General features: G+C 73.8%; 10 protein-coding genes. 5 read left to right on the plus strand and 5 right to left on the minus strand.

Annotated elements, in window-relative coordinates:
- Window positions 1-156: 156 nt before the first annotated feature.
- Window positions 157-2,355 (minus strand): MMPL family transporter, encoded by a 2,199-nt coding sequence (locus tag ACIBCA_RS22585; protein ID WP_396284748.1) that lies wholly within the window; start codon window positions 2,353-2,355, stop codon window positions 157-159.
- A gap of 538 nt (window positions 2,356-2,893) precedes the next feature.
- Between ACIBCA_RS22585 and ACIBCA_RS22590 the strand changes: the two genes are divergently transcribed.
- The 4 genes from ACIBCA_RS22590 (at window position 2,894) to ACIBCA_RS22605 (ending at window position 8,284) form a co-directional block, all read left to right on the plus strand.
- Window positions 2,894-5,152: an MMPL family transporter gene (locus ACIBCA_RS22590; RefSeq protein WP_396285006.1), complete on the plus strand. Its 2,259-nt coding sequence runs from the start codon at window positions 2,894-2,896 to the stop codon at window positions 5,150-5,152.
- Window positions 5,153-5,268: 116 nt separating this feature from the next.
- Window positions 5,269-6,162, plus strand: coding sequence for a phosphotransferase enzyme family protein (locus ACIBCA_RS22595; protein WP_396284749.1), 894 nt, complete (start codon window positions 5,269-5,271; stop codon window positions 6,160-6,162).
- Between the two features lie 148 nt (window positions 6,163-6,310).
- Window positions 6,311-7,318: a polysaccharide deacetylase family protein gene (locus ACIBCA_RS22600; protein ID WP_396284750.1), complete on the plus strand. Its 1,008-nt coding sequence runs from the start codon at window positions 6,311-6,313 to the stop codon at window positions 7,316-7,318.
- Between the two features lie 96 nt (window positions 7,319-7,414).
- On the plus strand, window positions 7,415-8,284 hold the full coding sequence (locus ACIBCA_RS22605; RefSeq protein WP_396284751.1) for a hypothetical protein: 870 nt from the start codon (window positions 7,415-7,417) through the stop codon (window positions 8,282-8,284).
- 63 nt (window positions 8,285-8,347) lie between these two features.
- Here the strand turns inward: ACIBCA_RS22605 and ACIBCA_RS22610 are convergent, their stop codons facing one another.
- Window positions 8,348-9,049, minus strand: a complete 702-nt coding sequence (locus ACIBCA_RS22610; protein ID WP_396284752.1) for an exonuclease domain-containing protein — start codon at window positions 9,047-9,049, stop codon at window positions 8,348-8,350.
- A 127-nt stretch (window positions 9,050-9,176) separates the two neighbouring features.
- Between ACIBCA_RS22610 and ACIBCA_RS22615 the strand changes: the two genes are divergently transcribed.
- Window positions 9,177-9,416, plus strand: a complete 240-nt coding sequence (locus ACIBCA_RS22615) for a hypothetical protein (RefSeq protein ID WP_396284753.1) — start codon at window positions 9,177-9,179, stop codon at window positions 9,414-9,416.
- A gap of 178 nt (window positions 9,417-9,594) precedes the next feature.
- Here ACIBCA_RS22615 and ACIBCA_RS22620 read toward each other — a convergent pair whose 3' ends face one another.
- The 3 genes from ACIBCA_RS22620 to ACIBCA_RS22630 are packed head-to-tail and all read right to left on the minus strand — an operon-like array spanning window position 9,595 to window position 12,856.
- Window positions 9,595-11,541, minus strand: coding sequence for an FtsX-like permease family protein (locus ACIBCA_RS22620; RefSeq protein WP_396284754.1), 1,947 nt, complete (start codon window positions 11,539-11,541; stop codon window positions 9,595-9,597).
- The gene (locus tag ACIBCA_RS22625) at window positions 11,538-12,323 is read right to left on the minus strand and encodes an ABC transporter ATP-binding protein (protein ID WP_396284755.1); all 786 of its coding nucleotides are present in this window, start codon (window positions 12,321-12,323) and stop codon (window positions 11,538-11,540) included. The genes ACIBCA_RS22620 and ACIBCA_RS22625 overlap by 4 nt, the downstream gene beginning before the upstream one ends.
- 47 nt (window positions 12,324-12,370) lie before the next feature.
- Window positions 12,371-12,856 (minus strand): GNAT family N-acetyltransferase, encoded by a 486-nt coding sequence (locus ACIBCA_RS22630; RefSeq protein WP_396284756.1) that lies wholly within the window; start codon window positions 12,854-12,856, stop codon window positions 12,371-12,373.
- Between the last annotated feature and the right edge of the window lie 42 nt (window positions 12,857-12,898).

Raw genomic sequence — 12,898 nt, forward strand, 5'->3', positions numbered from 1 at the left:
AAACCCCCACCGCCGCCGACTTTACCCGGGGGCCCCCCCGTGGGCGGGGGTATCTCGGGCCCCCTACAGCCGGGGGGGGGGCCCGGGGCGGGGGGCGGGGGCCCCCCCGCCGCGGGGGGGCCCCGCCTGTGGGAACCCGTCCGGGCCCCTGCGGTGTCAGCGCCGGCCGGCCGGCTCCGGCACGCCGTGGGTGCCGGCGTGCGGGGACTGGCCGTGGCCGGGGCGGGCGTCGCCGCCGTGGCCGGGCCACCACGCCTTGTTGCCGATCAGCGCGGTGATCGCCGGGGTGAAGAACATCGCCATCACGAAGGAGGCCAGCACGATGCCGAAGGCCATGGCGAAGCCGAACTCCAGCATGAACGTGTTGCCCGCGGCCATGAAGGTCGCGAACGAGGCCGCCAGGATGAAGCCGGCCGCGGCGACGGTCGGGCCGCCGTGGCGCACCGCCTCGCGGGCCGCCTCGCGCGGGCTCTTGCCCTCGCGGGCCTCCTCGCGCAGACGGGCGATGATCAGGATGTTGTAGTCGGTCCCGATGGCCACCACGAAGAGGTAGATCAGGATCGGCATCATGAACATCAGACCGGGCTCGCCCTTGAGGTTCTGGAAGAGCAGCACGGTGGAGCCGAGGGTGGCGCCGAAGCCCAGGCCGACGGAGGCCATCAGGTACCAGGGCGCGACCACGCTGCGCAGCTGGAGCGCCAGGATGATCAGGATGAGCAGGCCGGCGAGCGGGAACACGAGCTGGTAGTCGTGGACCATCGCCAGGTTGATGTCCTTGTACACCGAGGAAACACCGGCGACCTTGGCCTCGGTGCCCGCCGGGGCGTTCTTGTGGGCGACCTCGCGCAGCTCGGTGACGGCGTCGACCGCCTCGTTGCTGGTCGGGTTGTCCTTGAGCATCACGGTGAACTGCGCCGTGGTGCCGTCCTCGCTGATGCTGTGGCTCTCCTTGTCGGCCACGGGCAGGTGGACCTCGGCGACGCCGGGGGCCCCCTTGAGCTTGTCCCCGTACGCCTTGAAGGTGGACTGGTCGAGCTTCTTGCCGTCCTTGCTGCTCAGGTAGACCTGGCTCGGGTCGGCCGCGCCCTTGGAGAAGGCGTTGGACATCTTGTCCTGGACGACCATCGACTCCTTCTCCTTCGGCATCGAGCTACCGGCCATGTCGAACAGGCCGTTGTAGTTCAGGGCGCCGAGGGTGAGGGCGACGAGCGCGCCGCCGGAGGCGAGGGCGATGATGCCCGGGCGCTTCTCGACCGAGCGGCCGAGGGCGGCGAAGCGGGCGTTGTTGGGCTCCCGCATCCACTTCTTGCCGGGCCAGAAGACGGCGCGGGCCGGGATGACGGCGAGCAGCGCCGGGGCCAGGGTGATGGAGGCCAGTGCGGTGACGACCACACCGATGGCCAGTGCCGGGCCGAGGGCCTGGAACATGCCGAGGCTGGAGAGGATCAGGACGGCGAAGGCGACGGCGACGGCGCCGGCGGCGGAGGCGATGGCCTCACCGACCCGGGCGACGCCGTTGGCGACGGCGGCCTTGCGGTCGTCCCCGGCCCGCAGCCTCTCGCGGTAGCGGAAGGCGAGGAAGAGGAAGTAGTCGGTGCCGACGCCGAGCACCACGACGATGAGGATGACGTCCGTCATGGGTGTGGTCTTGAGGTCGAACGCCTTGATGGCGTCGTTGATCAGACCCATCGAGGCGGGCAGGGCCACGAGCAGCGAGACCAGGATCGGCAGGAAGCCGGCCAGGACGCTGCGGAAGATGATGCCGACGATCAGGATGACCAGCACCAGCGTGAGCATGGTGATGAGGCCCTGCGTGTCGCCCGAGGACTCCTTCTGGTCCAGGGCCTGTCCGGCGGGGCCGCCGAGCTGGAACTTGACGCTGGTGCCGGAGGACAGCTGCTTGCCGTCGTCGCGCAGGGCCTTGGCGGTGTTGATGCCCTTGTCCGGGTCGCCCTCGTGGTCCTTGTCGAAGGCGACCATGGCCATGCCGAACTTGCTGTCCTGCGAGTAGCCCTGCTGCTCGTTCGGCGCGACGATCTTGTCGATGCCGTCGATCTTCTTGGCCGTCAGGTCGTCGACCAGCTTGCCGATCGCCTTCTTGTCGGCGTCGGTCAGCGCGCCGCCGTCGTTGCGCTCGAACAGCACGAGGGCGGCGGGGGTGAACGCGGCCGGGAACGCCTTGGCCTGGACCTGCGCGGCCTGGATGGACTCGTAGTGCTTGGGCAGGAACGAAGACTCGTCGGTCTCGGCGGTGATCTTCGGCGCGGTCGCGAAGATGGCGACCATGGCGACGATCCACGCCACGATCACCCACCAGGCGCGGCGGACGACGAAGTGTCCTAGTCGGTGGAACATGCTCGTGATGCCTCCTGGGCATGGTTCACCGCCAGCCCTTGGGGGACGGGACGCCGGGCGACGGCAGGACCGGCGGAGCGCACGCAGGCAGCTCCCTTACCGGTCGGCAGGTAAGTAGGTCTGGGCATCATCCTACGAGCACTGACTTGCCGCCCGGCAAGGAGCCCCCGTATTCCAATCCCCCGTTTCGGGGCCGCCCCGAAATCGGCCCCGACCCAGTTTGCCCTGGACACAACCCCGTTGACCTCGTACTCCGGGTGGAGATGACTCCCCCTCAGGGTGGAGTCCGCCCCCTACCCCGGGGAGGAGACCTCAGGGTCGGGGGGTGGGGATAACCCCACCCCCACCCCGATGCTCGCACCAGGGAGCACTCACCCGCCAGCCGGATTACCGCCCAACCGCCGCTTCCCTAGGGTCGTTTACGACGCCGGACGCACCCGGCGCACCCGCGGCGACCTGGGCGAACGGGCCGCCGACGAACCGTCAGGCGACGACCGCCGCTCTCCCAGGGGGACCTTCCGTGAAGACCAGACTCGGCATGGCTGCGGCCATGGGCGCGTGGAGCGCCCGCAACCGCAAGACGGCCGTCTTCGGCTGGCTGCTCTTCGTCATCCTCGCCGCCGTCCTCGGCGGCATGCACGGCAGCACCCAGGTGACCGAGTCCGAGGCGATGCCCGGACAGGTCTCCCGCGCCGCCAGGATCCTCGACGACGCCGGGCTCAAGAGCCCCGCGAGCGAGACCGTCCTGGTCCAGAGCACCTCCCGCAGCGCCGACGACCCGCAGTTCAAGGCCGCCGTCGGCCAGGTCGTCGCCGCCGTCGACGGCACCGGGCACGTCTCCGAGGCCCGCTCCCCGTACGACACCAAGGCCGTCTCCGCGGACGGGCACTCCGCGCTCGTCCTGCTCACCCTCAAGGGCGACCACGACGAGGCGCAGAAGAACGTCCAGTCCGTGATGGACGCGGTGGCCGGCGTGCAGAGGCAGCACCCCGACCTCACCGTCGTCGAACTCGGCGACGCCAGCTCCGGCAAGTGGATACAGGACCAGTTCAAGGACGACTTCGCCCGCGCCGAGTGGACGGCCGTGCCGCTGGCCCTGGGCATCCTGCTGATCGCCTTCGGCGCACTGGTCGCCGCCGTGCTGCCCGTCGTCCTCGCGCTGACCGCCTTCATCGCCGCCGGCGGGCTGGTCGCCCTCTCCAGCGGACTGCTGCACACCAGCAACGACGCCAGCTCCGTGATGCTGCTGGTCGGCCTCGCCGTCGGCGTCGACTACTGCCTCTTCTACCTGCGCCGCGAACGCGAGGAACGGGCCGCCGGGCGCGACGCCGCCACCGCGCTGAGCATCGCCGCCGCCACCAGCGGCCGGGCCGTCCTCGTCTCCGGCGTCACCGTCGTGGTCGCCATGGCGGGCATGTTCCTCACCGGGATCGCCGACTTCCAGGCCATGGCCTACGCCACCATCGTCGTCGTCGTCACCGCCGTGCTCGGCTCGCTCACCGTGCTGCCCGCGCTGCTGTCCATGCTCGGCGACCGCGTCGACAAGGGCCGGGTGCCGCTGATCTCCAAGCTGCGCCGCCCCGAGGCCGCGCAGAACGGCGGCCGCTTCTGGAACGCCGTACTGACGCCGGTGCTGCGCCGCCCGCTGGCCGCCACCGTCCTCGCCGGGGCCGTCCTGCTGGGCCTGGCCGCGCCGCTGCTCACCATGCACACCGCCAACCTGACCTTCCAGCAGCAACTGCCCGCCGGCAACCAGCTGGTGGCCGCCTCACAGAAGATCGAGGCCGCCTTCCCCGGCAGCCCCGCCCCCGCCACCGTGGTCATCAAGGCCACCGACGTCTCCTCCCCCGCGATGACCGCCGCCATCGCCGACCTCAAGGCCAAGGCCCTGGCCAGCGGCCGGATGCACGGCCCGATCGACGTCGTCGTCCACGCCGAGAAGAACATCGCCCTGGTCGAGATCCCGCTCAACGGCACCGGCAACGACTCCGTCAGCAACGAGGCGCTGCGCACCCTGCGCGAGGACCTGGTGCCCGCCACCGTCCTCAAGGTGCCCGGCACCGAGGCGCCCGTCACCGGACGCACCGCCGGCTCCCACGACTTCAACGAGCAGATGACCGGCTCGATGCCGCTGGTCTTCGCCTTCGTGGTCGCCTTCGCCTTCGTGCTGATGCTCACCTCCTTCCGCTCCCTGGCCGTCGCCGTCACCGCCGTCGCGCTCAACCTGCTCTCGGTGGGCGCCGCGTACGGGGTGCTGACCCTGGTCTTCCAGCACGGGGTGGGCGCCTCGCTGCTGGGCACCTCGGGGGTCGGCGCGATCGAGTCCTGGGTGCCGCTGTTCCTCTTCGTGATCCTCTTCGGCCTCTCGATGGACTACCACGTCTTCGTGGTCTCCCGGATCAAGGAGGGCCGCGACCGCGGGATGGCCACCGGCGCCGCCATCGCCCACGGCATCCGCTCCACGGCCGGCGTGGTCACCAGCGCCGCGGTGATCATGGTCGCGGTGTTCGCGGTCTTCGGCACCCTGTCCATGCAGGCGATGAAGCAGATGGGCGTCGGCCTGGCCGTCGCGGTGCTGATCGACGCCACCGTGATCCGCGCGGTGCTGCTGCCCTCGGTGATGAGCCTGCTGGGCGAGCGCAACTGGTACCTGCCGCGCTGGCTGAACTGGCTGCCGAACCTCGAGCACGGCGAGCCCGCCCCGGCCGCCGCCGCTCCCCTCGGGACCGTCCTCGGGACGGCCCTCGGGACGGCCGAGGCTCCCGAGGCCGGACGGCACCGCAAGGTCGGGGTCTGATCACCTTCGACGGTTCCGGACGCCGGGTCCCGCAGCGCGCGGGGCCCGGCGTCCGTGCGTCATGATGATCACCGTCCGGGGCCCTCCGGATGAACGCCCGCGGAACGGAGCCAGCCATGATCCCCTTCGACGAAGGGCGCGCCCGGCTGCTGCTCGCCCACGCCTGCGAGAGCGCGGGCCTGCCCGGCCCCGGCGACGCCCGGCTGCTCGCGCTCGGCGAGAACGCCGTCTTCGACCTCGGCGACCCGGCCGTGGTCGCCAAGGTCGGCCGCGGCCCCGAACTGTACGACCGGGCGCACCGCGAACTGACCGTCGCCCACTGGCTCGCCGCCCAGGGCGTCCCCGTCGTGCGCCCGTACGACGCCGTGGCGCCCGAACCCCAGCTCGCCCACGGGCACCCCGTCACCTTCTGGCACCGCCTGGCCCCCGCCGTCCGCCCGGCCCGGCCGGTGGACCTCGCGCCGCTGCTGCGCGCCCTGCACCGGCTGCCGCTGCCGCCCGTCCCGCTCGGCCGGCGCGACCTGCTCGCCCCCGTCGAACGCTGGCTGGCCTCCGCCGAGGGCCACGTCGACCCGGCGGACGTCGCCTTCCTGCGCCACCGCCGCGCCGCCTTCGAGGCCGCGCTGGAGGACCTCGCCCCCCGGCTGCACCCCGGCGTCATCCACGGGGACGCCCTGCCGCGCAACGTCCACGTCGGCCCGGAGGGGCCCGTCCTGCTCGACCTGGAGTTCGTCGCGGACGACCTGCGCGAGCACGACCTCGTCGTCCTCGCACTCGCCCACGACCGGTACGGGGTGCCCGGGGAGGAGTACGCGGAGTTCACCGCGGCGTACGGCTGGGACGTGCGGGAGTGGCCCGGCTTCACCGTGCTGCGCGGGGCCCGCGAGACGGCCAGCGCCTCCTGGGTCGCCCAGCAGGCGGCGAGCAACCCGGCCGCCCTCGCGGAGTTCCGGCGCCGGGTCGACTCGCTGCGGGACGGGGCCACCGGGGTGCGCTGGTACCCGTTCTGACGGGGAGGGGCGAGCCGGGCGGGTGTGAGAAGGCTCCTACGTCGCTTCGGTCCGGGAGGCAACCGGGGAACGTACGATCGGCGTCCTGTCACACAACCATCCTGACCAAGGGATCGGCACCCGCCCTCGCACCTCAGGAGCCGCCGCCATGTACAGGACCTCCTCCGCCTCTCCGTCTCCCGCGCGCGGCCGGGCCCGCCGCCGGCTGGTCGCCGGGTGCGTCGCGGTGGCGGCGACCCTGGGCCTGGCCGCCTGCGGCACCGCCAGCGGGGCCCTCCAGCCGACGGGCACCGGCGGAAGCACGGGTGCCGCACAGTCCCCGAGCGGCGGCCCGGTCGCGACCATCGCGCCCTCCCCGGGAGCGGACGGCGCGCCGCCGGCGGCCCCGTCCTCCGCCTCCGCCGCCGCGACCACCCCGGCTCCCCGGGCCTCCGCGACCCACAACACCCCGAGCGCCCCGGCCTCCTCCGCGACCGGCTCCGCGACCTCCTCCCCGGCCTCCTCCGCGACCGGCTCCCCCACCGGGGAGCACGCGCCGCCGCCCGGGCACGGCGGGGCCGCCACCGTGATCGGTTCCACCGCCTCCGGGGGCCGCACCGTCGCCCTCACCTTCGACGACGGCCCCGGACCGGCCACCGGCCAGATCCTCGACCTGCTCGCCCAGTACGGCGCCAAGGCCACCTTCTGCCAGATCGGGCAGAACGCCGCCGCCAACCCCGCCCTGGTCAAGCGCGTCCTGGCCGAGGGGCACCGGCTCTGCGACCACAGCGTCCACCACCCGCAGCCCTTCGCGAAGCTCCCCCACGACAAGGCCGCCTACGAGATCACCGCCGCCCGCGACATGATCGTCCAGGCGGGCGGGCCCGGCACCAGGGTCGGCTGGTTCCGCGCCCCCGGCGGCGGCTTCAACGCCGACAACGAGCAGATCACCGCGAGCCTGGGCATGTCCTCCCTCGGCTGGTCCGTCGACCCGCGCGACTGGTCCCGCCCCGGGGTCGCCGCGATCGTCTCCACCGTGCAGCACCAGCTCAAGCCCGGCGGCGTGATCCTCATGCACGACGGCGGCGGCGACCGCAGCCAGAGCGTGGCCGCGCTCAAGCAGCTGCTGCCCTGGCTCGTCGCCCAGGGGTACACCTTCGACTTCCCGGCGTCCTAGGCAGGTTGAGTGTTAACCCCCCGTTCCCGCGATGGACGGCCGCAGGACGCTGCGGCGTCCCCGACCGCCGAGGGGGTCACGGTTAGCATCCGAGGCATGACCGCAATGAGCCTGCCCGAGGACCAAGTCCCCTACGGCGGACCGCGATTGAGTGCTGGTCGTATCGTCGGCCTGGTGGGCTGCGCGGCCATGTGCCTGGGCGGCGGACTGCTGCTCGAGCCCATGACCAGCAGTTTCCTCGGACCCGCCACCTGCGAGCCCACCACCGGCTGCCAGGACTGGCTCGGCACCCTGGGCTACGGCGCGGGCTCCCTCCTCCTCTGGGTGCTCGGCCTGACCACGGCCGCGAACCTCGCCGCCGGCCTCGGCCGCAACACCCCGAACCGGCTGCCGACCACCGCGATCATCCTCGGCGCCGTGCTGCTCGGCTTCCTCGGCGCCTCCCTCGGCACCGGCATGCCGCCCGAGGTGCTCCCCGCCCTCGGCGTCCTCCTCGTGATCACCCTGCTCACCACCGCCCTCGGCGAACGCCGGCTGCGGCGGGAACGGCGGGAGTTCGTCGCCGCCCGCGCGCTCGGCCTGACGATCGCCGCGCGCGGGGCCAGCAGCACCGGCGTCGTCACCGTGGCCGAACCCACCGAGCGCACCCACCGCGGGGACCCGGAACTGCTGATCACCGTCCGCTACCCCGCCCTCGACGGCGCCGAACACCTCTGCTCCCAGATCCGCTTCTACCCCGCCCTCGCCCAGCCCCGCATCGGCGACCGGATGGCCGTCCGCTACGACCCCGCCGAACCCGGCGCCGCCCAGATCGGCGAACCCCTGCCCCCGGCGCCGGTCCCGGTACGGGACGCCGGCCCCTCGCTGGCGGTGCGGCTGGACAGGCTCAGCCAGCAGCACCGGGACGGGGAGCTGGACGCCACGGAGTTCGAGCAGGCCCGGCGTCGGCTGCTGTCCGGGGCTTAGACGGGTTGCACTACGGATGTAGTGTCACTACATCCGTAGTGCGCTCGGGGCGGCCGGTGACGGTCACCGGGCCGGCCAGCGCGCGTCGACCTCCGCCTCGGGGTCCTTGCCGCGGCGCAGCCACGCCTGCAGGCTCTCCGCCCACTCCCGGTACCAGCCGATCTGGCGCCGGTGCAGCTGCTCCAGGCTGAGCCCGCCCACCTCGGCCGGGTAGCGCTCGGCGAGCGCCACGGCGACGCGGACGGCGGCCAGCGCGTCGCTGCCCGCCTCGTGGGCGTCCGTCAGCTCGACGCCGTACACCTCGCAGACGCGCTGCAGGGTGCGGGAGCCCTTGCGGTACTTGTCCACGGCCCGGTCGATGACCAGCGCGTCGAGCACCGGCCCGACCGGCCCGCCGAGGCGCTGCGCGAGCGAGGGCAGCCCGTGGCGGCGCAGCTCGGCGTCGAGCAGCGACAGGTCGAACGGCGCGTTGAACGCCACCACCGGCCGCCCGGCCGCCACCCGCTCGCACAGCGCGGCGGCTATCTCCTCCACGGCCTCCTTGGCCGGCCGGCCCTTGCGGCGCGCGACGTCGTCCCCGATCCCGTGGATCGCCTCGGCCTCGGCGGGGATCGGCACGCCCGGGTCGAGCAGCCAGTTGGCGCCGCCCACCCGGACGGCCCCGACCGTGTCCACGAGCGCGGCCGAGACGATGCGGTCCACGGCCGGGTCGGTGCCCGTGGTCTCAAGGTCGAAGCCGACCAGTGGCTGCTGCCACCAGCTCATAAGGGTGTGTCCTTCCGTCCGGCTCCACGAAACAGCCCCTATCATCGCCCGCCCCACCGACAACCCGACCCCCGGGGCAGTCGGGTGGCCCTAGGCTGGTCCTCGGACCCGAGTCAAGGAGCCGAGCGTGGACGCCCGTTCTCCCCGCCGGTTGCGGACGATCCGGGAGATCCGTGGGTCGTTGCCCGAGAACCAGGTCGAGCACTTCGATGCCGAACTCGCCGACACCGACCTCGACGCGCTGCCGGCGATGCTGCACCGCTGGGCGGTCCTGGGGACCGACGGGTTCCTGATCTTCCTTCTGTCGACGCCCTTCGAGGGGGTCGAGTTCGGCGCCCGCTCGTACGACGAGCAGGCGCCGAACTGAGACGCCCCGGTGCCCGCTCGCACGCCGAGCGGGCACCAGGAGGTGAGGGCCTGCCAGGGCGTGGGGGCGAGGGTGGTGCGGGGTGGGAACCGCCAGGGGCGGGTGTGCGGCTCGTCCTCGATCCCCGGGGATTCTGAGGCTCCGCCACTTCGTCCGCCCGCCCCGGGCGGTGTGCGGGTCAGCGGGCGGGGGTGGGGCGGGTGAGGGTGAGGTGGGTGGGGAGGAGGGCGGCGAGGAGGGCGAGGGTGAGGCAGGTGGCGGCGGTGAGGGTGAGGGCGGGCCAGGGGAGGTGGAGGGGGATGGTGGCCTGGCCGGTGAGGATGCGGTGGTTGAGGAGGGTGGTGGTGGCCCACTGGGTGAGGGTGGTGACGGCCAGGGCGAGGACCGCGGCGGTGGCGACGACGAGGGCGGACTCGAGGGCGACGGTGGCGAGCACCTGGCGGCGGACCGTTCCGGCGAGGCGCAGGACGTCGAAGTCGCGGCGGCGGTCGGCGACGCTCATGACCATGGTGTTGACGATGGCGATGAGCGCGTACAGCAGGGCCGGGCCGAGGATGGTGCTGGTGGCGATCCAGGCGTAGTGGGCGCCGGGGTCGGGGCCGGGGGCGCGGGAGTCGGTGAGGGTGCCGCCGAGGAGGTCGGCGGGCCGGTCGCCGAGGTGGACGGCGGTGGGGCGGGCGCCGGCGAGGTGGGGGGTGAGGGTGTCGCCGCCGAGGAGGATCTCGTCGAGGCCGAGCTGGGTGCGGTAGACGAGGGCGAGGCGCAGGTGGGTGACGGTGCCGTCGGGGAGGCGGAGGCCGACCTGGTCGCCGAGGTGCCAGCCGTGGCCGCGGGCCTGGTCGGTGGAGGCGGCGAAGGCTGCGCCGTGCAGTTCGGCGGAGGAGCCCTGGTCGACGGGCAGGTGCCAGGCGCCGGCGAGGTCGCCGTCGACGACGGTGGCGGCGGTGGGGACGGTGGCGGGCGAGTCCTCGCCGTGGTCGTCGAAGGCGGCGGGTTCGGCGCCGAGGCCCGTGACGACGACGGGGGTGGTGGCGGTGGCGGCGAGGCCGGGCCGGGCGGCGGTGAGCCGGTGGAGGGCGTCGGCGGGCAGCGGCTGTTCGCCGGGGCGCAGCACGTACCGGGCGGCGGTGGTGGCGCGGTTCTGGGCGGTCATGGCGTCGGCGAAGGCGGCGGTGGAGCCGACGGCGGTGCCGGTGAGCGCGATGGCGAGGAAGGCGGGGGTGGCGGTGGAGACGGTGCGGCGGACGGCGGTGAGCGCGTTCTGCCGGGCGAGCAGGGGGGCGGCGGCTACGGCGCGGGTGAGGGGTGCGGTGAGCAGCCGCACGAGCGGGGGGACGAGGACGGGGGCGAGGAGGGCGAGGGCGGTGATGGTGAGCAGGTCGGCGCCCATGACCCACTGGGAGGCGAGTTGGGGGTCGCCGGCCTGGTCGCCGGGGGTGGGGGCCATGGTGGGCGCGGCGAGGTAGTAGCCGACGGCGCCGGCGAGGGCGATCAGGTGGCCGATGGCGGCGGCCCAGCGCAGCGGGGTCATGACGGTGCGGTCGACGGCCGCGTCGGCGAGGGCTTCGGCGGCGCGTACCCGTCCGGCCCGTACGGCGGCGGTGACGGCTCCGAGGAGGGCGACGGCGAGTCCGGTGGCGGCGGCGAGCAGCATCGGGCCGACGGCCGGGTGGGCGGTGAACCCTTCGGGGGCGGCGCCGCGGTCGACGAGCCAGGCGGCGAGGGCGGGGGCGCCGGGCAGGGAGAGCAGGCAGCCGGTGAGGGCGGCGGCGAGGGCGACGACGGACGCCTCGCCGGTGATCAGCCAGACGATCTGGCGCGGGGTGGCGCCGACGGCGCGCAGCATCGCGATCTCCTGGCGGCGCTGGGCGACGGCGAAGGCGAAGGTCCCGGCGACGACGAAGACGGCGACGAAGGCGGCCATCGCGGAGGTGAAGAGCAGCACCTTGTGGAGGGAGGGCGCGCCGAGCGGGGAGTCGTCGCCGGCGGTGTCGGCGAGGAGGCTGCCGGTGGTGGCGACGAGGGTGACGCCGAAGGTCAGGGCGACGTAGGAGCCGGCGAAGGCGGTCTTGCGGCGGCGCAGTCCGGCGGCGGCGACGGGCAGCAGGGTGGTGAAGGAGCTCATGCCGCGCTCTCCGCCGTCGCCGCGGTCCCGGAGGTCTCCAGGGCGGTCATCCGCTCGGCGACCTGCTGGGCGCTGGGGCGTTCGAGGTCGCCGACGACGGTGCCGTCGGCGAGGAAGAGGACGCGGTCGGCGTAGGAGGCGGCGACGGGGTCGTGGGTGACCATGACGGTGCTCTGGCCGTCCCGGTCGACGAGGTCGCGCAGCAGGGTGAGCACCTCGCGGCTGCTGGTGCTGTCGAGGGCGCCGGTGGGTTCGTCGGCGAAGAGCATCCTGGGGCGGGTGATGAGGGCGCGGGCGATGGCGACGCGCTGCTGCTGGCCGCCGGAGAGCTGGGAGGGCAGGTGGGCGGCGCGGGCCTCGAGGCCGACGGAGGCGAGGGCGCGGCGGACCTCGTCGCGGTCGGGCCGGCGTCCGGCCAGGCGCAGCGGCAGGCCGACGTTCTGTTCGGCGGTGAGCGAGCCGACGAGGTTGAACGCCTGGAAGACGAAGCCGAGTCTCTGCCGCCGCAGGACGGTGAGCGCGGTCTCGCCGAGCCCGGAGAGGTCGGTGCCGTCGAGGAGGACGCGCCCCCGGTCGGGCCGGTCGAGGCCGGCGGCGCACTGGAGCAGGGTGCTCTTGCCGGAGCCGGAGGGGCCCATGACGGCGGTGAAGGTCCCCCGGTCGAAGGTGACGTCCACCCCCCTGAGCGCCCGGACGGCCTCCGGGCCGGTGCCGTAGGTACGGTGCACGTCTTCGAGGCGCAGTGCGGCGCCGTCATCCCCCATGATCGTCACGGAGGGCATGTCTACCATCCGGACGTCATCGCTGGCCAGTTTCCTTGGGGGAATCGTTATCGCAGGTCAGCCGGGGTGGCGGCGGGCACGGGCCGCAGGAGGTGGACGTCGACCGGGTCCTGGTGTTCGACGGCGAAGCCGTGGCGCTCGTACAGCCGCTGGGCGGCGCTGCCCCGCAGGACGGTGAGGCGGACGGGCTCGGCGGCGGCGTCGGCCTCGGCGAGGAGGTGGCGCAGGACGGCGCCGCCCAGGCCCCGGCCCTGGAGGTGCGGGGAGAGGTAGAACATCTCCAGGTGGCGCCCGCCGTGGTCGTCGGGGCTGACGGTGACGGTGCCGGCGAAGGCGCCGTCGACCAGGATCACCGAGGTGTGGCCGACGGAGAAGGAGCCGCGGACGCGGCGGCGGGAGCGGTCCGGGTCCCAGCGGCCGAGGCGTTCCAGGTCGGCGCGCATGACCTGGTCCTTGAGGTCGGCGATGGGGTCGAGGTCCTTGGGGCCGGCGGGTTCCAGGCTCCAGGCGGGGTGGCTGTTCTCCCTGTTCACGGCCCGCAGTGTTCCAGGGGCGGGCCGGGGCCGGCCAGCGGG

It is taken from the genome of Kitasatospora sp. NPDC051170, from assembly GCF_044455705.1.
In the GTDB taxonomy this organism is placed as follows: Bacteria; Actinomycetota; Actinomycetes; order Streptomycetales; family Streptomycetaceae; genus Kitasatospora.

Bases quoted from the DNA above. Each gene is read 5' to 3' on its own strand.
- ACIBCA_RS22610 (WP_396284752.1), bottom strand. From the start codon at position 9,049: ATGAGCTGGTGGCAGCAGCCACTGGTCGGCTTCGACCTTGAGACCACG.
- ACIBCA_RS22590 (WP_396285006.1), top strand. From the start codon at position 2,894: ATGGCTGCGGCCATGGGCGCGTGGAGCGCCCGCAACCGCAAGACGGCC.
- ACIBCA_RS22620 (WP_396284754.1), bottom strand. From the start codon at position 11,541: ATGAGCTCCTTCACCACCCTGCTGCCCGTCGCCGCCGCCGGACTGCGC.
- ACIBCA_RS22625 (WP_396284755.1), bottom strand. From the start codon at position 12,323: ATGCCCTCCGTGACGATCATGGGGGATGACGGCGCCGCACTGCGCCTC.
- ACIBCA_RS22605 (WP_396284751.1), top strand. From the start codon at position 7,415: ATGACCGCAATGAGCCTGCCCGAGGACCAAGTCCCCTACGGCGGACCG.
- ACIBCA_RS22595 (WP_396284749.1), top strand. From the start codon at position 5,269: ATGATCCCCTTCGACGAAGGGCGCGCCCGGCTGCTGCTCGCCCACGCC.
- ACIBCA_RS22600 (WP_396284750.1), top strand. From the start codon at position 6,311: ATGTACAGGACCTCCTCCGCCTCTCCGTCTCCCGCGCGCGGCCGGGCC.
- ACIBCA_RS22585 (WP_396284748.1), bottom strand. From the start codon at position 2,355: ATGTTCCACCGACTAGGACACTTCGTCGTCCGCCGCGCCTGGTGGGTG.